Origin of the sequence: Pseudomonas sp. KNUC1026 (assembly GCF_021650705.1) — a bacterium.
Lineage (GTDB): Bacteria > Pseudomonadota > Gammaproteobacteria > Pseudomonadales > Pseudomonadaceae > Aquipseudomonas.
The window spans coordinates 4,569,685-4,589,723 of the sequence record NZ_CP087138.1 but is presented as its reverse complement, the minus strand read 5'-3'; the positions used below and the strand labels follow the sequence as shown (position 1 = coordinate 4,589,723).

The following is a 20,039-nucleotide window of genomic DNA, read 5'->3' as shown; positions in this document are numbered from 1 at the left end:
GATCCGCGTATCGCCCTGGGCGTACTCGGTCACCTGTGTGCCGTCGGAGCGAGGCTCGCCCAGCGGCCAGGGCAGGGGTCGCGAAACCGGCCACAAGCGCGGCAATCAGCATCAGGCAGGGAAACGGGCGCATGTTAACCTTGTCTCTTTGTGGTCCTCGAACCCCGACATTCTACTGGGCAGGCACGCCAGCTGGCGCTGCCTTCCCGCCAAAAGGTTGATTCTGCCCATGAGCCAAGCGCCTCTCGTCCTGGTGGACGGTTCGTCCTATCTCTACCGCGCCTTCCATGCCCTGCCCCCCTGGCCACTACCAAGGGCATGCCCACCGGTGCGGTGAAGGGCGTGCTGAACATGCTCAAGAGCCTGCGCAAGCAATACCCCAAGAGCCCTTTCGCGGTGGTGTTCGACGCCAAGGGGGGCACCTTCCGCGATGAGCTGTACGCCGAGTACAAGGCCAATCGCCCGAGCATGCCGGATGACCTGCGCGTGCAGGTCGAACCGCTGCATCAGAGCGTACGTGCGCTGGGCTACCCGCTGCTGTGCATAGAAGGTGTCGAAGCCGATGACGTGATCGGCACGCTGGCCCGGCAGAGCGCAGCTGGCGGGCGCGAGGTAGTGATTTCCACTGGTGACAAGGACATGGCGCAGCTGGTGAGCGAGCACATCACCCTGGTCAACACCATGAGCGGTAGCTCACTCGACGTGCCGGGTGTGCGAGAAAAGTTCGGGGTGGGGCCGGAGCACATCATCGATTACCTGGCCCTGATGGGCGACAAGGTCGACAACATTCCAGGCGTGCCCGGCGTGGGTGAAAAAACCGCTCAAGGCCTGCTGGTCGGCATCGGCGGCGGGCTCAAAGAGCTTTACGAAAATCTCGACAAAGTGCCCGCGCTGCCGATCCGCGGCGCCAAGGGCTTGCCGGCCAAGCTCGAGGAACACCGCGACATGGCGTTCCTGTCCTATGAACTGGCAACCATCAAGACCGACGTGCCGCTGGATATCCATGTCGACGCGCTGATCTGCGGCGAGCCGGACCGCGAAGCGCTGATCGCGCTGTTCACCGAGCTGGAGTTCCGCGGCCCGCTCGACGACCTGACGCGCGAAGCGGCCGCAGCAGGCGCTGCCGAACCCGCAGAGGCAACGCCTGCGGCCGAGGTGAAGTACGACACCGTTCTCGACCAGGCCAGCTTCGACACCTGGCTCAAGAAGCTCGAAAGTGCCGAGCTGTTCGCCTTCGATACCGAAACCACTTCCCTGGATGCCCAGCGCGCGCAGCTGGTGGGGCTTTCGTTCGCGGTGCAGCCTCACGAGGCCGCTTACATCCCGCTCACGCACAGCTACATGGGCGTGCCGGAGCAACTGGACCGCGACACCGTGCTGCTGGCGCTCAAGCCGCTGCTCGAGGATCCGAAGCGGCCCAAAGTGGCGCAACACGCCAAGTACGACATGAACGTGCTGGCCAACTGCGCGATCGGCGGTGACCAGGCTGCCGGCATTCTGGTCCAGGGCGTCGCCTTCGACACCATGCTCGAATCCTACGTACTCGACTCCACTGCCACCCGCCATGACATGGACAGCCTGGCCCAGCGTTATCTGAACCACACCACCGTGGCCTTCACCGACATCGCCGGCAAAGGCGCCAAGCAACTGACCTTCGACCAGATCGCCCTGGAGCAGGCGGCCCCGTATGCCGCTGAAGACGCCGACATCACCTTGCGCCTGCATCAGGTGCTCAGCGAAAAGCTCGCCGAGGTGCCGAGCCTGGAGCCCATTCTGCGCGACATCGAGATGCCACTGGTGCCGGTGCTGGCGCGCATCGAGCGCACCGGCGCGCTGGTCGATGCCAAGCTGTTGGGCGCACAGAGCCTGGAGCTGGGTGAAAAGCTGGTGGCGTTCGAGCGCGAAGCCTTCGAGATCGCGGGCGAAGAGTTCAACCTGGGCTCACCCAAGCAACTGGGCACGATCCTGTATGAAAAGCTCGGCCTGCCGGTAATCAGCAAGACCGCGACCGGCCAGCCGTCCACCGCCGAAGCGGTGCTCGCCGAGCTGGCCGAGCAGGATTACCCGCTGCCCAAGGTGCTGATGCAGTACCGCTCGCTGAGCAAGCTGAAAAGCACCTACACCGACAAACTGCCCGAGCAGATCAACCCGCGCACCGGGCGCATCCACACCTCCTATGGCCAGGCCGTGGCAGCCACCGGGCGCTTGTCTTCGAGCGAGCCGAACCTGCAGAACATCCCGATCCGCACCGCCGAGGGCCGGCGCATTCGCCAGGCGTTCGTGGCAGCGCCAGGGTATAAGCTGCTGGCAGCCGACTACTCGCAGATCGAGCTGCGCATCATGGCGCACCTGGCCAAGGATGAAGGGTTGCTCAATGCGTTCCAGAACAACCTCGACGTGCACCGCGCCACCGCCGCCGAGGTGTTCGGCGTCGAGCTGGACGCCGTGACCAACGACATGCGCCGTAGCGCCAAGGCCATCAACTTCGGCCTGATCTACGGCATGAGCGCCTTCGGCCTGGCACGGCAGATCGGCGTGGACCGCAAACAGTCGCAGGACTACATCGACCGCTACTTCGCCCGTTACCCCGGCGTGCTGGCCTATATGGAGCGCACCCGCGCCCAGGCCACCGAGCAGGGCTTCGTCGAGACCCTCTTCGGCCGGCGCCTGTATGTGCCGGACATCAAGGCCAGAAAACCCTGCGCTGCGCCGCGGCGCCGAGCGCACTGCGATCAACGCGCCGATGCAGGGCACGGCGGCCGATATCGTGAAGAAGGCCATGATCGCCGTGGACGCCTGGCTGCAGAGCAGCGGCGTGGACGCGCGCATGATCCTGCAGGTGCACGACGAACTGGTGCTGGAGGTGCGCGAGGATCTGGTCGAGGAGGTCAGCCAGCAGCTGCGTGAGCACATGGGCAATGCCGCCCAACTGGATGTGCCACTGCTGGTGGAAGTAGGCGTGGGCAGCAACTGGGACGAGGCTCGCTGAGGCAGATGAAGCGCGGCGCGTGTTTGTGAAACCTGCTTCATGAACACGCTGCAACGCCTCTGGGAAGGAACTTAACCTCTTTCCAGGCACTCAGAGTGTGCGAATGGCTTTTAAAGCCCTTCGATGCTCCTAGTGTTGTGTTAAGTGTTGGCAGATAGCCGGGTGAGCCGAAAGGCGCCCTGGCATTGAACCCCGGACCTTCCTCCTCCCCCACGTGAAGGCCGGGGCTTTTTCGCCCCGGGAAAAGCCCGCCGTTACTCTTCGGCAGTTCCCATCCACTGGGCCAGCACCTGATAGGCCTCGTCCAGGCCTTGACGCTTGGGTGCAGAGAACAGCTGCAGGCTTACGCTTTTGCCCCATCCTTTGTGCACCTCGCTCTGAACCTTGAGCAGCGTGTTCTTGGCTGCGCCAAACGTAAGCTTGTCGGCCTTGGTCAGCAGGATGTGCATCGGCATGCCGCTGGCGACGGTCCAGTCGAGCATCATCCGGTCGAAGTCGGTCATCGGGTGGCGAACGTCCATCATCAGGATCACACCCTTGAGACATTCGCGGCTTCCCAGGTAGGCCTCAAGGTGCCGTTGCCAGTGTTGCTTGAGCGGGATCGGCACCTTGGCAAAACCATAGCCGGGCAGATCGACCAGGCGCCGGTCGTCATCGAGCCTGAAGAAGTTCAGCAATTGCGTGCGCCCCGGGGTTTTGGAGGTGCGCGCAAGGCTTGCATGGGTGAGGGTATTCAGCGCACTGGACTTGCCGGCGTTGGAGCGGCCGGCAAAGGCGACTTCGTAGCCCGCATCGGCAGGGCATTGATCGACCTTGGCCGCGCTGATAGCGAAGGTGGCTTGCTGGCAAAGGCCAATGAGCGGATTCTTGAACGACATGGGCATCCCGGGGAGCAACAGGGCAAAGCCGGCAGTATATCGCCTTGGCCCTTGCTGTGCCGGCATGGCGTTAACCTTGGCTTCATCGAGTGAACATAAATTTGCTTCGGCGTTGCGGTTAGGTCGCCCCTCGAGCTACATCAGCCGTTACACTATCGAACTCACTCTTGTTTGCATCAGTCATAGCGCTCGTTGTATTCAAGCGATCCCTCAAGTGTCAGGAGTCAAGCATGCGTAACCTGATCGTCAGCGCAGCCCTTGCGCTGGTCAGCCTGTTCGGCCTGGCCGGCATGGCCAATGCCGCCGATATCGAAGCCGGCAAGCAGTACACCGTTCTGGAAAGCCCCGTCCCGGTGTCGCAACCCGGCAAGATCGAAGTGGTCGAGCTGTTCTGGTACGGCTGCCCGCACTGCTATGCCTTCGAGCCCTACATCAACCCATGGATCGAAAAACTGCCGGCTGACGTGAACTTCCACCGTATCCCGGCCATGTTCGGCGGCATCTGGGACGTTCATGGCCAGATGTTCCTGACCCTCGAAACCATGGGTGTGGAGCACAGCGTGCATACCGCCGTGTTCGATGCGATCCACAAGGAACACAAGATGTTCAAGACCCCTGAAGAGATGGCCGACTTCGTCGCCACCAAGGGTGTCGACAAGAACAAGTTCCTGGAAACCTACAATTCCTTCGCCCTCAAAGGCATCGTCGCCAAGTACAAGCAACTGGCAGTGGCTTACGGCGTGACCGGTGTACCGACCATGATCGTCAATGGCAAGTACCGCTTCGACCTCGGCTCTGCCGGCGGGCCTGAAGAAATCCTCAAGGTTGCCGATACTCTGATCGAGAAAGAGCGGCAGGCGAGCAAGTAACCACTCGCGCCAGCCCTGCGAAAGCGCTCTTTGCCCCGTAAACACGGCGGCGAAGGGCGCTTTTTGCGTTTCATGAGCCCAACTCATCGGCACCTAGCCCGCCATGACCGACGACGCCCAGCGCTGGAAAGAGAAATACCTCAAGAGCATCGAGGATCAGGAAAAGCTCGAGCGCCGTTGGAACGCGCGCCTCGACTTGCTGCGCCGGGGCCTTGTGCGCAGCACTCTGGCGGCCGAGGGTGCTGACAAGGCCGTCGACGCCTGCATGAAGGAAATGCGCGAAGTGGTGCGCACCGACAACATGGACGCCGCCCTCGCCACCCTGATCCCCCGTCTCGAAAAAGCCGTGCTCGACTCCGAGCAACGCCGCGGACACGCGTCACCCAGATCTCCACCGCATTGACGTCTCTGGTTACCCAGTTGCAGGCGCTGCCTTTGCCCAAGGAAGCCAGCCGGCCGCTGCGCAAGTTCGCGGGTTCCCTGGACAAGCGCGCCGGGCAGAGCCGCGAGTTGCCGGTGCTGCTGACAGAGCTCAGCAGCCTGCAAGGCCAGGCGCTTTCAGCCCTCGAACCTAACGAACACGCCGCGCGGCCAGGGTTGCTTGAGCGATTGTTCGGTAATCGCGCCGAGGCAGGAGGGCAGGATTCGGCTGAGGCGTCCGACACCGCAGTGCCGCAGGCGGCTCCGTTACCTGCAGAGGCCTTGGCCCGAGAGGAGCTGCTGGCGCCGAGCGCTGCTGCGGAGCCGGTGCAAAAGCCCGTCCAAGCCGAAATTGCGCAAGAACCTGCAGCCTTTGCCACGCCTCAAGAAGCTGCCCCCAATGTTGAACAGCCTGCCGCCAAAGCGGCCGAGCCCGAGGCCGGAGCAGAGCCAGAGCCAGCAAAAAACGCCAGCGCCGAGCACCCCGCGGCCGAGCCTGAACCCGCGCCCGCCCCCGAACGTGCCGAACCCGCACCGACAACAGCTGTGGCTGTACCCGTGGCCGAACCTGCACAAGAGCCGAGCGAGCCGCCGCCCACACGCCCGGTATTGCTCGACAGCCTTCCCTTGCCTGACCTGATGGCCCAGGCCATCGCCGCCGCAGACCCGGACGCCACCGACGAAGAGCTGCTCTACGTGCTGCCCGAGTCGCCCGAGCCATCCTACAGCTCGGTCGCCACGCACATCGAAAGCACGATGCTGGGCATGCTGGACGACCTGCACCTTGCCAGAGCGGCTGCTGCCGTTGGCTGAGTCCATGCGCGGCCGGCTGGCACACGGGCTCAACTGGTACGAGCTGCTCCCCCTGCTCGACGACGTCGCGGTATTGGCCTTGGGCATCAGCGACCATGGCCAGCTGGAGTTGCAACGCTACCTGGCCGAGCTCAACGAACGCTTCGACCACTTCATCGATCAGTTACACATCACCAGTGAAGGGCATAACCAGAGCCAGGATGCCGCTCACCAACTCGATCGGTCACTGCGTGAACAAGTGGGTGGCCTGCGTGACTCGGTCAACCAGGCGCCCGACGCGGCGGGGTTGCGTCGTGTACTGGAGAACCGGCTGGACGGGCTGGTTGGCACCCTGGATGAACACCGAAAGCAACGCGAACTGCGCGATCAGGAAACCGCCGAGCGCCTGCAAGGCCTTGCGCAGCGGGTCGCCAGCATGGAGCAGGAGGCCCAGCACTACCGTGAAAACCTCGAAGTACAACGGCAGAAGGCGTTACTCGACCCACTGACCGGCCTGCCCAACCGTGCCGCCTGGGGTGAGCGGCTGGATCGGGCGATCAGCCAGCGTGAACAGGAGGGCTCCGACCTTCAGGTGGCCATCTTCGACCTGGATCACTTCAAAGCCATCAATGACGGCTACGGTCATCTGGCCGGGGACAAGGTACTGAAGATCGTCGCCACCGTGCTCGGCAGGCGCCTGCGTTCAGGAGATTTCCTCGCGCGCTTCGGCGGGGAAGAGTTCGTACTGCTGATGCCTGAAACGCAGCCCGAAGCGGCCGCCGCATTGTTGGAAACCCTGCGAAGCTCCATCGAGGCCTGCCCGTTTCACTTCAAAGGCGAGCGCGTAACCATCACCGTCTCCATCGGCAGCACCGCCTTCGCCTCGGGCGAGCCGGGCGACTCCGCGCTCAAGCGTGCCGACCAGGCGCTGTACAAAGCCAAGGCAGCTGGGCGCAATCAGGTTCAGCAGAGCTGAGCCACTAGCTGTTAGCCCCAAGCCGAAAGAAAAGGCGGGCCACTCATCAGGCCCGTGGTGTGTCACCAATTTGCTGGACACCCTTTCAAACGGAGGGGTGTCCATGCAATGCCAACATCGTCGTCGCTTCAGCGACGCTTTCAAAGCTCAAGCGGTCAAGCGCTCAATCGAGTCTGCCGGTACGCTCACTGAAACCGCCAAAGAGCTGGGTATCCATCTCGCGGTACTCAGCCGTTGGCGTACTGAGTATTCTCGTACCGGCAGAATAGGGGCACACACCATGGCAGAAAAACCGGAACCGCCTGCTCGCAGCAATGCGGATCTTGAGCGCGAGAACAAGCGGCTGAAGCGTGAAATCGAGCGACTGAAGATGGAGACTGCCATCTTAAAAAAGGCCGAAGAGTACTTTGCAAAGCGCCAGCAGTAATTTATGTGGCCATTCGCGACCAAATGAACGAATGGCCCGTTGCGGTGTGCTGTCGGGTACTCAACGTCGCGCGCAGTGGTTACTACGCTTGGCTGGCCAGCTCTCAGGGGCCCGGCTCCCTGCGCAAGCAGGAGAATATGGCTTTGAGTGAGCGGATCGAGCAGTTGCATGACCAGTCCATGCAGATATTGGGCAGCCGTAAGATCCACCACCAATTGACTCAGGAAGGTGTCAAAGTCGGCCGCAATCGGGTTCATCGCCTGATGCGAAAAATGGACCGCCGCGCCTGTTACGTGCCTCGCAAACGTCGATATGCGCGCGTACTCGACCCTGCGCGTCCCAACTTGCTTGAGCGACAGTTCGACAACCCGCCGGCCAAGCAAACATGGGTCTCGGACATCACGCAACTGCGCCTGGAAAATGGATGCTGGTTTTATCTGGCGACCGTGCTGTCATTGCCCAATCGTCGTCTGATCGGCCATTCGATGAGTTTGCAGCCCCGGGAAGAGCTGGTGATCAAGGCCCTCGAGATGGCCAGAAGAGCAGAAGGACTAACGCACCAAGGGTTGTTTCATAGTGATCAGGGCGTCCAATATCGTGGCGAGCGGGTACGCCGCTGGCTCCTGCAACATGGCTTTGCCCAAAGCATGTCTCGGAAAGGTAACTGCTGGGATAATGCCTGCGCCGAGAGCTGGTTCAGTCTTTTGAAGCGCGAGTGGCTCAAGCGCTGGGGCGCCCAACCTCATGCGCGGACAAAACGGCTGATCCAGGAATATATCGAGTACTACAATTTCGAACGACCGCACGGCTCACTGGGATACAAAACCCCCTATGAAACCGTGCTGCCGCTCAAGTCAGGTGTCCAGTAAAGCGGTGACACACCACCCGCCTCTGCTAGCAGCTTGCAGCTCGCCGCTAGAGACTCACCTGACCAGGCAGGGCTTCTTGTTATCGAAGGTCCAGTTCGGGATCAGGAACTGCATGGCCACGGCGTCATCGCGTGCGCCCAGGCCCATGCCCTTGTACAGCTCGTGGGCCTTGGCGACCTGGTCCATGTCGATCTCCACACCCAGGCCAGGCTTGGCCGGCACTCGGACTTCGCCACCGACGATCTGCAAAGGCTCTTTGGTCAGGCGCTGGCCGTCCTGCCAGATCCAGTGAGTGTCGATGGCGGTGATGTTGCCCGGGGCTGCGGCTGCGACGTGCGTGAACATGGCCAGCGAGATATCGAAGTGGTTGTTCGAATGCGAGCCCCAGGTCAGGCCCCAGTCGTTGCACATCTGCGCCACCCGTACCGAGCCTTGCATGGTCCAGAAGTGTGGGTCGGCCAGCGGGATGTCCACTGACTGCAACTGAATGGCGTGGCCCATCTGGCGCCAGTCGGTGGCGATCATGTTGGTGGCAGTGGGCAAGCCGGTGGCGCGGCGGAACTCGGCCATCACTTCGCGGCCGGAATAACCGTTTTCTGCACCGCAAGGGTCTTCGGCATAAGCCAACACCTTGTGCTGATCGCGGCACAGGCGGATTGCCTCCTGGAGCGACCAGGCCCCGTTGGGGTCCAGTGTCACGCGCGCTTGCGGGAAGCGTTCGGCCAGAGCGGTCACCGCTTCGATCTCTTCGTCGCCGCGCAGCACGCCGCCTTTGAGCTTGAAGTCTTCAAAACCATATTTCGCATGAGCAGCTTCTGCCAGGCGAACCACCCGCTCAGGCGTAAGCGCCTCGTCGTGGCGCACACGGAACCAGTCGTTGTCGGCCTCCGGCTCACTGCGGTAGGCCAGGTCGGTCTTGTTGCGATCGCCTACATAAAAAAGGTAACCGAGCATTTTCACTGCTTCACGTTGCTGGCCTTCGCCCAGCAGCGCCGCTACAGGCACATCGAGGAATTGGCCAAGCAGGTCGAGCAGCGCGGCTTCCACGGCGGTGACCGCATGCACGGTGATGCGCAGGTCGAATGTCTGCAGCCCACGGCCACCTACGTCGCGCGCAGCGAACTCACGGCGCATGTCGTTAAGAATGCGCTGGTACTGGCCGATGGGCTTGCCGACCAACAGGCTGCGGGCGTCTTCGAGGGTCTGGCGAATCTTCTCGCCGCCTGGCACTTCGCCCACACCGACATGGCCGGCGTTGTCCTTGAGGATCACGATATTGCGGGTGAAGTAAGGCCCGTGTGCGCCAGAGAGGTTCATCAGCATGCTGTCATGGCCGGCGACGGGCACGACCTGCAGCTCGGTGATGATCGGTGCGCTGCCCACAGCATTGTTGGTGTTGTTCATGGGGGAGTGTCCTTGGAGGTCGATAACGGCATCGCAGCATTCGAACGCGAAACGCCAGTCGATAGACATCATACGACCTGATTTTAAAACTGACAACGCTGCCGTCCAGATGGCGTGCACCACTCATAAAAGCCATAAATTGCGGCCGATACAACGAACCGTATAGTTGTATTACAACTACCGTTCTTACATCATGCGCTCAAATTTTCACCAAGGTTTCGCCATGGTCAGCAACACCCCACGCAGACGTGGCCAGAGCCTCGCTCAAGGCCTGGTCGACGCCCTCAGCCAACGCATCCGTGCAGGTACGTACGCCGCAGGCAGCAAGCTGCCGCCGGAAAACACCATCGTCCAGGCATTCGGCGTCAGCCGTACGGTCGTGCGAGAAGCGCTTTCCAGGTTGCAGGCGGCGGGCATGGTCGAAACCCGCCATGGCGTGGGCACTTTCGTACTGGCCGGTGAGCCAGGCTTGCGCCTTGCCGCCGATACCGCGCAGGCAGTCGGGAGAATCCTTGATGTGCGCCTCGGGCTGGAAAGCCAGGCCGCCGCGCTGGCCGCGCGCCACAGGCAAATGGAACACCTGCAGGATATGCGCGAAGCGCTGGACGACTACCAGGCCCACCTGGGCGACGATGAGCGCTGCGCCGCGGCGGATTGGCGATTTCATCTGTTGATTGCCGAGGCCACCGGTAATCGCTACTTCACCGACCTGATGTTGCATCTGGGCCGGGGGATGATCCCGCGCACACAGGTAAAGCCCGTGGAGCGGGGCAGCAGCGACTTGTCCGCACTGGCATTGCCGGCAGCTCGCGAGCACGAAGGGATCTACAGCGCGATTCAGCGCCAGGACAGCGACGGCGCACGCGCCGCCATGTGGCTGCACCTGTCCAACAGCCGTGAACGGTTCAAGGCAGGTTGAGCGGCACGGGTGGGTACCCGCGCCGCGCCTGACATCTACTTCTTGAGTTTCGGGTTCGGGAAGAACTGCACCGTCTGAACCTTGGGCTTGGGTTTCACCTCGGCCTGGTTCACCCGCGTGCCGAGCTCACGCGGCACCGACTGCCCTTGCGCGTTGAGCGTATCGGAATAACCGCAGGCAACGCACTCACGGTGCGGCACGTCATCCTCGCTCCACATCATCAGCTTGTCCTGCTCGCTGCACGCCGGGCACACAGCGCCGGCGATGAAGCGTTTCGGGGTCTTGGTCACGGTAGGCTCCATCAGGCAGCACGCTCATCCGCCAGGCCGCTGTGGCGCAGCAGTGCGTCGATCGATGGCTCGCGGCCACGGAAGTCGACGAACAGCACCATCGGCGCCTGCGACCCACCACGGGCCAGGATCGCATCACGGAATGCACGGCCGGTATCGCCGTTGAGCACGCCTTCTTCTTCGAAGCGCGAGAACGCATCGGCCGACAACACTTCAGCCCACTTGTAGCTGTAATAACCGGCCGCGTAACCGCCAGCGAAGATGTGCGCAAAGCTGTTGGGGAAACGGTTGTAGGCGGGCGGGCGCATCACCGACACCTCGTCGCGCACCGCCTCCAGCACCTGCAACGCCGAGCGGCCGTCGCCATGGGTGGCGTGCAGTTCGAAGTCGAACAGCGAGAACTCCAGCTGGCGCACCATCATCAGGCCAGACTGGAAGTTCTTGGCGGCCAGCATCTTGTCGAGCAGGTCCTGCGGCAGCGGCTCGCCGGTTTCGTAATGGCCGGAAATCAGCGCCAGACCTTCAGGTTCCCAGCACCAGTTTTCCATGAACTGGCTGGGCAGCTCGACTGCGTCCCACGCCACACCATTGATGCCGGAGACCCCGGCGTGCTCGATGCGGGTGAGCAGGTGATGCAGGCCATGGCCGAACTCGTGGAACAACGTGGTCACTTCATCGTGGGTGAGCAGTGCCGGCTTGCCGGGAACTGCCGGGGTGAAATTGCACACCAGGTTTGCCACAGGGCTCTGCAGCGTGCCATCGGCGGTACGGCGGCGGTCGCGCGCACCGTCCATCCAGGCGCCGCCGCGCTTGTTGGCGCGGGCGTAGAGGTCGAAGAAGAAGCGGCCTACGTGCTGGCCGTTTTCCTTGATCTCGAACAGGCGCACATCCGGGTGCCAGCTGTCGAAACCCTCGAGCTCGGCGATCTGGATGCCATAGAGGCGCTCGACCAGGCTGAACAGGCCGCTCAACACTTTATCGATCGGGAAGTACGCCCGAAGCGCTTCCTGCGAAACGCTGTAGCGCTGCTCGCGAAGCTTTTCGCCGTAGTAGCCGGTGTCCCAGCTTTCCAGCGTCGGGCAGCCTTGCTCGGCGGCGTAGGCCTTGAGCTCTTCGAGGTCTTTGGCGGCGAAGGGCTTGCTGCGTTTGGCCAGGTCCCGCAGGAAGCTCAATACCTGGTCGCCGCTCTCAGCCATCTTGGTGGCGAGGCTTTTCTCGGCGTAGTTGGCAAAGCCCAGCAGGCTGGCCAGCTCCTGGCGCAAATCCAGCAGTTGCTGCATCACCGGGCCATTGTCGTTCTGGCCGGCATTCGGGCCCTGATCGGAGGCGCGAGTGCTGTAGGCGCGGTACACCTCTTCACGCAGTGCCCGGTCGTGGGCATAGGTCATCACTGCGTAGTAGCTGGGAAATTCCAGAGTGATCAGCCAACCTTCAAGGCCCTTGGCCTGGGCCGCAGCAGCCATCTGCGCCTTGGCCGAATCAGTCAGGCCGGCCAGTTGCGCCTCGTCGGTGACGTGCTTGCTCCAGGCCTGGGTGGCGTCGAGCAGCTGGTTGGAGAACTGGCTGCCCAGTTCGGAGAGCTTGCTTTGCACTTCGGCGTAGCGCTTCTGCTTGTCGGCCGGCAGGTCGATGCCCGATAGGCGGAAGTCGCGCAGCGAGTGCTCCAGCGTGGTTTTCTGCCCCACATCGAAACCGGCCGCTTCTGGGCTGTTCGCCAGGGCCTGGAAGGCGTCGAACAGCTCGCGGTTCTGGCCGATCTCGGTGGAGTAGGCGCTCAAGGCAGGCAGGCAGGCTTCATACGCCTGGCGCAGTTCGGGGCTGTTGCACACTGCATTGAGGTGGCTCACCGGGCTCCAGGCGGCGCCCAGGCGATCATTGAGCTCGTCCATCGCCAGCACCAGGCCGTTCCAGGTAGGTTTGCCCGCCTGGCTTTGCAAAAGGCCGACGAGGGCGGCACGGTTATCGCTCAGGATCTGTTCGATGGCAGGCTGCACATGCTCAGGAAGGATCGCGGAAAAGGGTGGCAGGTCGTAGGGCTGAAGCAGCGGGTTGTTCTCGCTCACGGTATTTGCACCTTGGCTCTGAAGAATCATGGGACCATCTTCAATTACAATCGACCCCGACCGCAGCAAATCGGCGGCATCAAAGGAGGCTATCGTGTCCATTCGAAGGTTCGAACAACATGCTCCCCAGTTGGGAGCCAAGGTATTCGTCGACCGCAGCGCGGTGGTGCTGGGCGATGTCGAGATTGGCGATGACAGCTCGGTGTGGCCGCTCGCAGTGATCCGCGGCGACATGCACCACATCCGCATCGGCCAGCGCACCAGTGTGCAGGACGCCAGCGTGCTGCACATCACCCACGCAGGGCCGTTCAACCCCGATGGCTTCCCGCTGCTGATCGGCGACGACGTGACCATCGGGCACAAGGTGATGTTGCATGGGTGCACCCTGGGCAGCCGCATCCTGGTGGGCATGGGCAGCACCATCATGGATGGTGCGGTGGTCGAGGATGAAGTGATCATCGGTGCCGGCAGCCTGGTGCCACCGGGCAAACGCCTGGAAAGCGGCTACCTGTACGTTGGCAGCCCAGCCAGGCAGGCACGCGAGCTCACCGACAAGGAACGCGCATTCTTCACCTACAGCGCGGCCAACTACGTCAAGCTCAAGGACCGCCACCTCGCGGCGGGGTACGACCGCACATGAGCCTGGACCACCGCAACATCCTGTTCGACCTCGACGGCACCCTGACCGACCCGCGCGAAGGCATCACACGTTCGATTCAGTACGCCCTCGGCAAGTTGGGTATCGATGAGCCAGACCTCGCCAGGCTCGAGCACTTCATCGGGCCGCCGTTGCTGCAAGCCTTCATGCAGTTTTATGCCTTGAGCGAGGCTCAGGCGTGGGAAGCCGTTAACCATTACCGAGACCGCTTCCGCGTCACAGGCCTGTATGAAAACGAAATGTTCGAAGGTGTCACCGAGTTGCTCGAAACGCTGGTTGCTCAAGGTCGGCATCTGTACATCGCGACGTCCAAGCCCTGGGAGTTCGCCCGTGAGATCGCAAGGCACTTCGATTTTGCCCGACACTTCAAAATGATCTACGGCAGCGAGCTGGACGGCACCCGCACCAACAAGGTCGAGCTCATCGCCCACCTGCTCGAGGAAGAAGGGCTGGCACCGGCCGATACCCTGATGATTGGTGACCGCAAGCACGATCTGATTGGCGCTCGGGCCAATGGGCTCGATTGCGTAGCGGTGGGTTATGGGTTCGGCAGCGAAGCCGAGCTGCTGGGCGAAGCGCCGACCTACCACTTCGCTACGCTCAAGGCGTTGCACCAGGCGTTTTCTCGCTCGCCGGCATAAGCGCCTGCAATGCCGCTGCACGTTCGGCGGGAGGAAGGGCGCCAAGGCGCTCGACCTCGGCGTAGAAACGTGGCCAGTCCTTCCCTTGCTGAATGAACACCGCAGCGAAGGCAGGCACCCATTGATCGTACAAGCCGAAGGGCAACAGCTTGGCATTGTTCAAAGGCGAGTAGACCCAGGCATCGTAACGGCGGTCGCCGTGCCACTGTTGATCGCGCAAGCGCTGGTAATCATCCCGCAGGCGTTGAAATTGTGCGGCCTTGGCCTCGCGCATGGCACCACTGGAAAGCGGCTGGCGATACAGCGCGTCCAGCTTTTGCCGAGCACTCAGCACCAGTTGCACGAACTGCTCACGCTGCGCCTGCTGGCCTTGATCGGCCGGCGGCAGCTTGCGCCATGCTCGCCATTGGCGAGTGCCTTCCTGCTCCACGAAGGTTGCGAAAGACTCATTGAATTGGGTGTCGTTCTTCACATAGAAACGCTGGTGCGCCAGCTCATGGAAGATCAAGGTGTCCAGCCGCTCCTGGCCCCAACCGGTCATGGTGCTGATGATCGGGTCATTGAACCAGCCCAACGTGGAATAGGTTTCGACCCCGCCCACGTAGACGTCCTTGCCCTGCTGGCGCAACAGCGCCGCCGCACCGCGTGCGGCGCCTTGAGCGTAGAAGCCCTGATAGGCGACACAACCGGCAATGGGGAAGCAGTGGGTCAGAGGCTGCAGGGAAAACTCATCGGTGGCGAAGACGTTCCACACCACGAATGGGCGATGAATATCGGCGTAGAGCCGGTAGCTGCGGTTATCGGGCAGGTGCAGTTGCTCGCTTGCGAAACGCCGCGCAAGCAGCGCCTGGCTCAAGTACTGCCGCAGCGCCGCAGGGCGTGAAGGGTCGGCGATCACGGCTTCAACGGGCTCGCGTGCGTGTAGCAGCGCCAATTGGCCCTCGGCAAGCTGGCTGTAGTAACGAACGCTGGAGCAACCGCTCAGCAGGCCGAGCAGCACCAGGGGAACCCAGGGCCGCTTTGAGTTGTCTCGTTTGCCGTGGCGGGTGTGCCGTTGCCAGATCATTTTCATCCCCCTGTGCAGCACCTGACGCGACAGAGATCGCCAGCCACCATTCGCCCCCATTTTGCTGCTTCGGAGTGCGCCAATGCGTGAAAAATTGTTACTTTGCGGCCTGCTGGCACTGCCAGGCTGCTCACTGATCGGCCTGCCCAGCCCCGACCCTCATCAAGCGTGGGTCGACCTTCAGGTGCCGCAGAACAATTCTCTGCACGCCCAAGAGGTCGATGCCAAGCAGTGGGAAGACAAACGCTACTTCGAAGTGCAGCCGGGCAGCCATGAGCTGACCGTGCGCTATCAATTCGCCGTTGCACCGACCAACATCGGGCCGGACGCCAACCCGCTTTGGCGTGACTGCCAGCTCAACGTCAAATTTGCCCACTTCAACGCCGGTGAGCGTTATCGCCTGCAGGCGGGCACTGTTGGCTTTACGCCTTGGGCGAAGCTCTACGACGAGCGGAACAAGCTGGTGAGCAAGGGGCAGCCGGCCGGCTGCCAGCGCGCTTGAGGCTTTGGCGTTATGCTGGCGCCAACGACGCCCTGGAGCTGACCGATGCGCTTAACGCTTGCCCTGCTGCCCACTCTGGCACTGCTCAGTGCTTGCAACACTACGCCGGTGCCACCACACGACCCGGCACAGGCATGGGTCGAGCTGAGCATGCTGAACGGCAAAGCGATCCTCGCCGAGCGGCTGGACGGCAAGCGCCTGGACGACGGGCGTTATTTTCAGGTTACGCCCGGCACTCACACGCTTGAGTTTCGCTACGACTACGAAGCCAACGCTCCGCTGGCAATCATGAGCCAGCCGAGTGAGCGGATGTGCTACATCACCGTGCAGTACAACGGGTTCAAGGCGGGAGGCCGGTATCGGATTCAGGCGCGCAATCTGGGCATCGAGCCCAGCGCCTTGCTGTATGACCCCAGCAATCAGGTGGTAGCGCAGGACAGAAGCAACTACTGCCTGTGGTAAAGGCTCAGCCGTTCTTCTGGTAGATGATCTTGCGAGTGCCGTTGGCGCAACTGCCGACGATCATTGACGGGTCCTTGGCCTCAGCGCTGTCCACAATCTCGAGGGTGTAGTCGGCCACACCATTGGACTGGATCTTGGCCTCGATCTCAGCCTTGAGCGTTTCACAATCGAGCGGCGCGGCGCTGGCACTGCCGGCCCACAGGGCAAACACACACCAGAACGCCGCGCGCCTCATCTCAATTCACCAACGAGGCATCGAGAGTGATATCGGCATTCAGCACTTTCGACACCGGGCAGCCAACCTTGGCCTTGTTGGCCAGTTCCTTGAACTGCTCTTCGCTGGCGCCCGGCACGCTTGCCTTGAGGGTCAGGTGCACAGCGGTGATGGCAAAGCCGTCAGGCTTCTCTTCCAGGGACACTTCAGCCTGGGTATCGATCGCAGTGGCGGTCAGGCCCGCTTCACCAAGGATCATCGACAGCGCCATCGAGAAGCAGCCGGCGTGGGCTGCACCGATCAGCTCTTCAGGGTTGGAGCCTTTGACACCTTCGAAACGCGCTTTGAAACCATAGGGCAGGTCGCTGAAAGCGCCGCTGCCGACGGAAATCTTGCCGGTGCCGTCTTTCAGGCCACCTTCCCAGTGAGCGGATGCTTGCTTCTTGATGGTCATGCTGCCTCCTTTGGCATTGTGCCGGTTCAGTAAGGGTTCTGAGGGCCAGCCACCAGGCAAGTTCACTCGGTTTGCACCGTTCGGCGAAAGCGTTCAATGTAGCCGCCTGACAATTAAAAAACGGCGCGGGGGTGTCATTTTTTAAGTGGAGTTTTCATGAGTACGTTGGCAAGCATCAAGTATTCGGCGCTGGACCTGGTACCAGTTCGGCAAGACCTGGGCCCGGCTCAGTCACTGCGCAACTCGCTGGACCTGGCCCAGCATGTGGAACGCTGGGGGTATAACCGCTTTTGGGTGGCCGAGCACCACAACATGGACGGCATCGCCAGCTCAGCCACGTCTGTGCTGCTGGGCTACCTGGCGGGCGGCACTTCCACCATTCGAGTAGGCTCGGGTGGCGTGATGCTGCCCAACCACGCGCCGCTGGTGATCGCTGAACAGTTCGGCACCCTTGCCAGCCTCTATCCGGGCCGGATCGACCTCGGCCTGGGCCGCGCGCCCGGCTCAGACCAGATGACCGCCCGCGCACTGCGCCGTGAACGCTCCGGCTCTTCTGACGACTTCCCCGATGACGTTGCGGAGCTGGCTGCCTATCTGGGCCCTCGCACACCAGGGCAGCGGGTGATTGCAGTACCAGGCAGCGGCACCGAGGTGCCCATCTGGCTGCTCGGCTCAAGCCTGTTCAGCGCGCAGCTGGCGGGCATGCGCGGCCTGCCTTATGCCTTCGCTTCGCATTTCGCGCCACGCATGATGCATGAGGCGATTCGTGTCTACCGCGATCACTTCACGCCATCAGCCGTGCTCGATAAACCGTACGTGATGCTGGGCGTCCCGCTGGTGGCAGCCGACTCTGACGAGCAGGCCGATTACCTGGCTACCTCCGTCTACCGGCGCATCCTCAACCTGATTCGCGGGCAAAGCCTGGTTCAGCAGCCGCCCGTGCCTAGCATGGAGGGGCTGTGGCTGCCGCATGAAAAAGACGCAGTAGGCAGCTTCCTGGGCCTGGCCATGATCGGCAGCCCGGCGAAAATCCGCGCGAAGCTGGAGGTGCTGCTGGAGCAGACCCTGGCCGATGAACTGATCTTCACCTGCGACCTGTACGAGCATGCCGACCGGCTTCACTCGTATCGGTTGCTGTCTGAAATCATGACTGCCTGAAGCACGAAGCCCGGCATCGGCCGGGCTTCGCTGTTCCTACACAAGGGCGGTGCTTCAGCCTCTTTTGTAGACGATCTCCTTGGTACCACCTTCGCAGCTGCCAACCACCTTGCCGTCGGCTGCGCTGCCCTTGTCGACCACTTCCAGGCTGTAGCCCGAAGCGCCCTTGGCTTTGATCTTGGCGTCGATATCGCCTTTAACGGTATCGCACGAAGTGCCCGCGGCGAACGCGGAACCCGCCATGCCCAACAACCCTACCGCCAACAAAAGTTTTTTCATCGGTCACGTTCCCTGGTCTGTTGATACTGCTCAGCTATCCTGGCCCATTCGAAGGGCACCACTGTATTAGCGTAAAAAGATTTTTTTAGCCAGTGCCTGGGTCAGCTGTTGGCGATCTTGAAGCCAACTTTGATGGTCACCTGGAAATGAGCGACCTTGCCATCGCGAATGTGGCCACGGGTTTCTACCACCTCGAACCACTCCATCAAGTCGAGCGATTTGTTCGCTTCAGCCAGGGCATTGTTGATGGCGTCCTCGACGCTGTTGGTGGAGGAACCTACCAGTTCGGCCTTTTTGTAAGTGTGATGATCAGACATGGGCTTACTCCTGTTCAGGGCGCACGCCACCGGCTGGTGGCTCATACCTTTAAGGGGCGAAGCGGAAGCAAAAGTTCAGCCCGACCGCACTTTCGCAACGTGTTGAAGTCCCACCTCTACACCGCAACTCACCTCGCAGGAGTGAACACCCAATGGCCAATTCGCTACGTAAAGCATCGCTGCAAAGCATGGAAGCCGAGATCGAGAGCCTGCTGCGCTCGCTCGAAGGCCTCAAGGACGACGCAACCGATGAGTCGCGCAAGACCATCAAGAATCTCAAGGCCAGCGCCGAATCCGCACTGAAGCAATCGCGCAGCCTGCTGGCCGACGCGTATGAAGAAGTGAAGGTCAAAACCCGTGAAACCGGCATCGCTACCCGTGATTACGCGCAAGAGCACCCGCTGACCACTGCCGGTATCGCCGTCGGCGCTCTGGGCCTGCTGGCAGCCTACCTGCTGTGCAAACGCTCCGACTGATCCTCGGCGCCCAGCGCAGTGGCGCCCAGCGCGGTGGCGAGCCATGCCGCCAATCGCTGGGCACGCCCGTCCGCGGCGCGCCCCGGCACCCATAGTGCCAGGCGCGCCGGGGTTTGGCTGAAGCCCCACGGCGCCGCCAAACGCCCGGCTTTCAAGTCATCGGCCACCAGCACTTCGGGCGCAATCGCCACGCCCAGCCCTGCCACAGCAGCCTCCAGCAAATAATACAGATGCTCGAAACCTTGGCCCTGCGTTAGCGCGTCGGGTGCGAGATCGTTGCGCCGTGCCCATTCGGGCCACGCCTGTGGCCGCGACAGCGTATGCAGCAACGGCTCGTCCAGCAGAGCACGGGCTGGCGCATGGGCCAGTTGTTCGAAGCGGGGGTGGCGCGGGCTGAGCACAGGGCCGATACGCTCCGGCACCAGTTCATGAACCTGCATCTGCGCAGGCCAGGGCGGCTCGGCGAACACCAGCAACGCATCCCAGGTCGCGCTGCGCGGGTCAACGTCGCCTTCGCCGGCCGACAGGTGCAGGCGCAGGTCGGGAAGGTCAGCGTTGAGCTGCCCCAACCGCGGAATGAACCAGCGTGCAAGCAGGCTTCCGGAGCAGCCCAGCAAAAAGGGCGCACCCTCCTGAGCCTGGCTCAACTGTGCGCATACCTGCCGTAAACGCCCGAAAGCCTCATCGCAAACATCTCGCAACCGAACGCCGGATTCTGTGAGTTTAAGGCCGCGCCCGTCCTTGGCGAACAATTGCACGCCAAGCTCATCTTCGAGCAGCCGGAGCTGCCGGCTGACCGCGCCGTGCGTAACGTTCAGGCTTTCCGCCGCCTGGCTGACGCTGCCTGAGCGAGCGGTGGCGTCAAACGCCCGCAGTGCATTGAGTGAAGGAAGGTCTCGGCGCATATAGGTGAGTT

The 20,039-nt window shown here is 62.2% G+C and carries 20 protein-coding genes and 2 pseudogenes; 12 read left to right on the top strand and 10 right to left on the bottom strand.

Annotation, left to right across the window (positions count from 1 at the left end):
• Positions 1-229 precede the first annotated feature (229 nt).
• Positions 230-2,989: pseudogene (gene polA / locus LN139_RS21670) on the top strand (DNA polymerase I).
• A gap of 254 nt (positions 2,990-3,243) precedes the next feature.
• Here the strand turns inward: polA and yihA are convergent.
• Positions 3,244-3,867, bottom strand: coding sequence for a ribosome biogenesis GTP-binding protein YihA/YsxC (gene yihA / locus LN139_RS21665; RefSeq protein WP_236356877.1), 624 nt, complete (start codon positions 3,865-3,867; stop codon positions 3,244-3,246).
• Between the two features lie 230 nt (positions 3,868-4,097).
• Between yihA and LN139_RS21660 the strand changes: the two genes are divergently transcribed.
• The 4 genes and pseudogenes from LN139_RS21660 to LN139_RS21645 all read left to right on the top strand — a co-directional run bounded on the left by LN139_RS21660 (position 4,098) and on the right by LN139_RS21645 (position 8,220).
• Positions 4,098-4,736 carry a thiol:disulfide interchange protein DsbA/DsbL gene (locus LN139_RS21660; protein ID WP_236356875.1) on the top strand — a complete coding sequence of 213 codons (639 nt, stop codon included), beginning with the start codon at positions 4,098-4,100 and terminating at the stop codon, positions 4,734-4,736.
• A 103-nt stretch (positions 4,737-4,839) separates the two neighbouring features.
• A pseudogene (locus LN139_RS21655) lies at positions 4,840-6,924 on the top strand (GGDEF domain-containing protein).
• 103 nt (positions 6,925-7,027) lie between these two features.
• The gene (locus LN139_RS21650; protein WP_236355192.1) at positions 7,028-7,351 is read left to right on the top strand and encodes a transposase; all 324 of its coding nucleotides are present in this window, start codon (positions 7,028-7,030) and stop codon (positions 7,349-7,351) included.
• A gap of 5 nt (positions 7,352-7,356) precedes the next feature.
• On the top strand, positions 7,357-8,220 hold the full coding sequence (locus tag LN139_RS21645) for an IS3 family transposase (protein ID WP_236356873.1): 864 nt from the start codon (positions 7,357-7,359) through the stop codon (positions 8,218-8,220).
• A 54-nt stretch (positions 8,221-8,274) separates the two neighbouring features.
• Here LN139_RS21645 and gudD read toward each other — a convergent pair whose 3' ends face one another.
• On the bottom strand, positions 8,275-9,624 hold the full coding sequence (gudD, locus tag LN139_RS21640) for a glucarate dehydratase (RefSeq protein ID WP_236356871.1): 1,350 nt from the start codon (positions 9,622-9,624) through the stop codon (positions 8,275-8,277).
• 223 nt (positions 9,625-9,847) lie between these two features.
• On the opposite strand from gudD, the gene LN139_RS21635 reads away from it, so the two are divergent.
• Entirely contained in the window at positions 9,848-10,543 is a 696-nt protein-coding gene (locus LN139_RS21635; RefSeq protein ID WP_236356869.1) for a FadR/GntR family transcriptional regulator, read from the top strand.
• A gap of 35 nt (positions 10,544-10,578) precedes the next feature.
• Here LN139_RS21635 and LN139_RS21630 read toward each other — a convergent pair whose 3' ends face one another.
• Both LN139_RS21630 and prlC read right to left on the bottom strand, forming a co-directional pair.
• The gene (locus LN139_RS21630; protein WP_236356867.1) at positions 10,579-10,845 is read right to left on the bottom strand and encodes a YheV family putative zinc ribbon protein; all 267 of its coding nucleotides are present in this window, start codon (positions 10,843-10,845) and stop codon (positions 10,579-10,581) included.
• Positions 10,845-12,926: an oligopeptidase A gene (prlC, locus tag LN139_RS21625; protein ID WP_236356865.1), complete on the bottom strand. Its 2,082-nt coding sequence runs from the start codon at positions 12,924-12,926 to the stop codon at positions 10,845-10,847. Before prlC ends, LN139_RS21630 begins: the two co-directional genes overlap by 1 nt.
• A gap of 64 nt (positions 12,927-12,990) precedes the next feature.
• Between prlC and LN139_RS21620 the strand changes: the two genes are divergently transcribed.
• Positions 12,991-13,536 (top strand): gamma carbonic anhydrase family protein, encoded by a 546-nt coding sequence (locus LN139_RS21620; RefSeq protein WP_236356863.1) that lies wholly within the window; start codon positions 12,991-12,993, stop codon positions 13,534-13,536.
• Entirely contained in the window at positions 13,533-14,195 is a 663-nt protein-coding gene (locus LN139_RS21615; protein WP_442964350.1) for an HAD family hydrolase, read from the top strand. The genes LN139_RS21620 and LN139_RS21615 overlap by 4 nt, the downstream gene beginning before the upstream one ends.
• Here LN139_RS21615 and LN139_RS21610 read toward each other — a convergent pair.
• The gene (locus LN139_RS21610; protein ID WP_236360563.1) at positions 14,155-15,261 is read right to left on the bottom strand and encodes an aminopeptidase; all 1,107 of its coding nucleotides are present in this window, start codon (positions 15,259-15,261) and stop codon (positions 14,155-14,157) included. The genes LN139_RS21615 and LN139_RS21610 overlap by 41 nt on opposite strands.
• 82 nt (positions 15,262-15,343) lie before the next feature.
• Between LN139_RS21610 and LN139_RS21605 the strand changes: the two genes are divergently transcribed.
• Together LN139_RS21605 and LN139_RS21600 are read left to right on the top strand one after the other, a co-directional pair.
• A complete protein-coding gene (locus tag LN139_RS21605; RefSeq protein WP_236356861.1) occupies positions 15,344-15,763 on the top strand; it encodes a PA0061/PA0062 family lipoprotein in 420 nt (139 codons plus the stop codon).
• Between the two features lie 45 nt (positions 15,764-15,808).
• Complete coding sequence (locus tag LN139_RS21600; RefSeq protein WP_236356858.1) at positions 15,809-16,225, top strand: PA0061/PA0062 family lipoprotein; 417 nt, start codon at positions 15,809-15,811, stop codon at positions 16,223-16,225.
• 4 nt (positions 16,226-16,229) lie between these two features.
• Here LN139_RS21600 and LN139_RS21595 read toward each other — a convergent pair whose 3' ends face one another.
• Positions 16,230-16,460, bottom strand: coding sequence for a DUF1161 domain-containing protein (locus LN139_RS21595; protein ID WP_236356856.1), 231 nt, complete (start codon positions 16,458-16,460; stop codon positions 16,230-16,232).
• A 1-nt stretch (position 16,461) separates the two neighbouring features.
• Positions 16,462-16,893: an OsmC family protein gene (locus tag LN139_RS21590; protein WP_236356854.1), complete on the bottom strand. Its 432-nt coding sequence runs from the start codon at positions 16,891-16,893 to the stop codon at positions 16,462-16,464.
• Positions 16,894-17,049: 156 nt separating this feature from the next.
• On the opposite strand from LN139_RS21590, the gene LN139_RS21585 reads away from it, so the two are divergent.
• Positions 17,050-18,051, top strand: coding sequence for an LLM class flavin-dependent oxidoreductase (locus tag LN139_RS21585; protein ID WP_236356852.1), 1,002 nt, complete (start codon positions 17,050-17,052; stop codon positions 18,049-18,051).
• Positions 18,052-18,105: 54 nt separating this feature from the next.
• Here the strand turns inward: LN139_RS21585 and LN139_RS21580 are convergent, their stop codons facing one another.
• Both LN139_RS21580 and LN139_RS21575 read right to left on the bottom strand, forming a co-directional pair.
• Positions 18,106-18,330 carry a DUF1161 domain-containing protein gene (locus tag LN139_RS21580; RefSeq protein WP_236356849.1) on the bottom strand — a complete coding sequence of 75 codons (225 nt, stop codon included), beginning with the start codon at positions 18,328-18,330 and terminating at the stop codon, positions 18,106-18,108.
• A gap of 101 nt (positions 18,331-18,431) precedes the next feature.
• On the bottom strand, positions 18,432-18,647 hold the full coding sequence (locus LN139_RS21575; protein WP_236356847.1) for a dodecin: 216 nt from the start codon (positions 18,645-18,647) through the stop codon (positions 18,432-18,434).
• Between the two features lie 152 nt (positions 18,648-18,799).
• Between LN139_RS21575 and LN139_RS21570 the strand changes: the two genes are divergently transcribed.
• Positions 18,800-19,123 carry a DUF883 family protein gene (locus LN139_RS21570; protein ID WP_236356845.1) on the top strand — a complete coding sequence of 108 codons (324 nt, stop codon included), beginning with the start codon at positions 18,800-18,802 and terminating at the stop codon, positions 19,121-19,123.
• Here LN139_RS21570 and LN139_RS21565 read toward each other — a convergent pair.
• A complete protein-coding gene (locus LN139_RS21565; RefSeq protein ID WP_236356843.1) occupies positions 19,096-20,028 on the bottom strand; it encodes a LysR family transcriptional regulator in 933 nt (310 codons plus the stop codon). The genes LN139_RS21570 and LN139_RS21565 overlap by 28 nt on opposite strands.
• Between the last annotated feature and the right edge of the window lie 11 nt (positions 20,029-20,039).

Excerpts from the sequence above, each read along its gene's own strand:
- yihA (WP_236356877.1), bottom strand. The coding sequence starts at position 3,867 with ATGTCGTTCAAGAATCCGCTCATTGGCCTTTGCCAGCAAGCCACCTTC.
- LN139_RS21660 (WP_236356875.1), top strand. The coding sequence starts at position 4,098 with ATGCGTAACCTGATCGTCAGCGCAGCCCTTGCGCTGGTCAGCCTGTTC.
- LN139_RS21650 (WP_236355192.1), top strand. The coding sequence starts at position 7,028 with ATGCAATGCCAACATCGTCGTCGCTTCAGCGACGCTTTCAAAGCTCAA.
- gudD (WP_236356871.1), bottom strand. The coding sequence starts at position 9,624 with ATGAACAACACCAACAATGCTGTGGGCAGCGCACCGATCATCACCGAG.
- LN139_RS21635 (WP_236356869.1), top strand. The coding sequence starts at position 9,848 with ATGGTCAGCAACACCCCACGCAGACGTGGCCAGAGCCTCGCTCAAGGC.
- LN139_RS21630 (WP_236356867.1), bottom strand. The coding sequence starts at position 10,845 with ATGGAGCCTACCGTGACCAAGACCCCGAAACGCTTCATCGCCGGCGCT.
- prlC (WP_236356865.1), bottom strand. The coding sequence starts at position 12,926 with ATGATTCTTCAGAGCCAAGGTGCAAATACCGTGAGCGAGAACAACCCG.
- LN139_RS21615 (WP_442964350.1), top strand. The coding sequence starts at position 13,533 with ATGAGCCTGGACCACCGCAACATCCTGTTCGACCTCGACGGCACCCTG.
- LN139_RS21610 (WP_236360563.1), bottom strand. The coding sequence starts at position 15,261 with ATGATCTGGCAACGGCACACCCGCCACGGCAAACGAGACAACTCAAAG.
- LN139_RS21605 (WP_236356861.1), top strand. The coding sequence starts at position 15,344 with ATGCGTGAAAAATTGTTACTTTGCGGCCTGCTGGCACTGCCAGGCTGC.
- LN139_RS21600 (WP_236356858.1), top strand. The coding sequence starts at position 15,809 with ATGCGCTTAACGCTTGCCCTGCTGCCCACTCTGGCACTGCTCAGTGCT.
- LN139_RS21595 (WP_236356856.1), bottom strand. The coding sequence starts at position 16,460 with ATGAGGCGCGCGGCGTTCTGGTGTGTGTTTGCCCTGTGGGCCGGCAGT.
- LN139_RS21590 (WP_236356854.1), bottom strand. The coding sequence starts at position 16,893 with ATGACCATCAAGAAGCAAGCATCCGCTCACTGGGAAGGTGGCCTGAAA.
- LN139_RS21585 (WP_236356852.1), top strand. The coding sequence starts at position 17,050 with ATGAGTACGTTGGCAAGCATCAAGTATTCGGCGCTGGACCTGGTACCA.
- LN139_RS21580 (WP_236356849.1), bottom strand. The coding sequence starts at position 18,330 with ATGAAAAAACTTTTGTTGGCGGTAGGGTTGTTGGGCATGGCGGGTTCC.
- LN139_RS21575 (WP_236356847.1), bottom strand. The coding sequence starts at position 18,647 with ATGTCTGATCATCACACTTACAAAAAGGCCGAACTGGTAGGTTCCTCC.
- LN139_RS21570 (WP_236356845.1), top strand. The coding sequence starts at position 18,800 with ATGGCCAATTCGCTACGTAAAGCATCGCTGCAAAGCATGGAAGCCGAG.
- LN139_RS21565 (WP_236356843.1), bottom strand. The coding sequence starts at position 20,028 with ATGCGCCGAGACCTTCCTTCACTCAATGCACTGCGGGCGTTTGACGCC.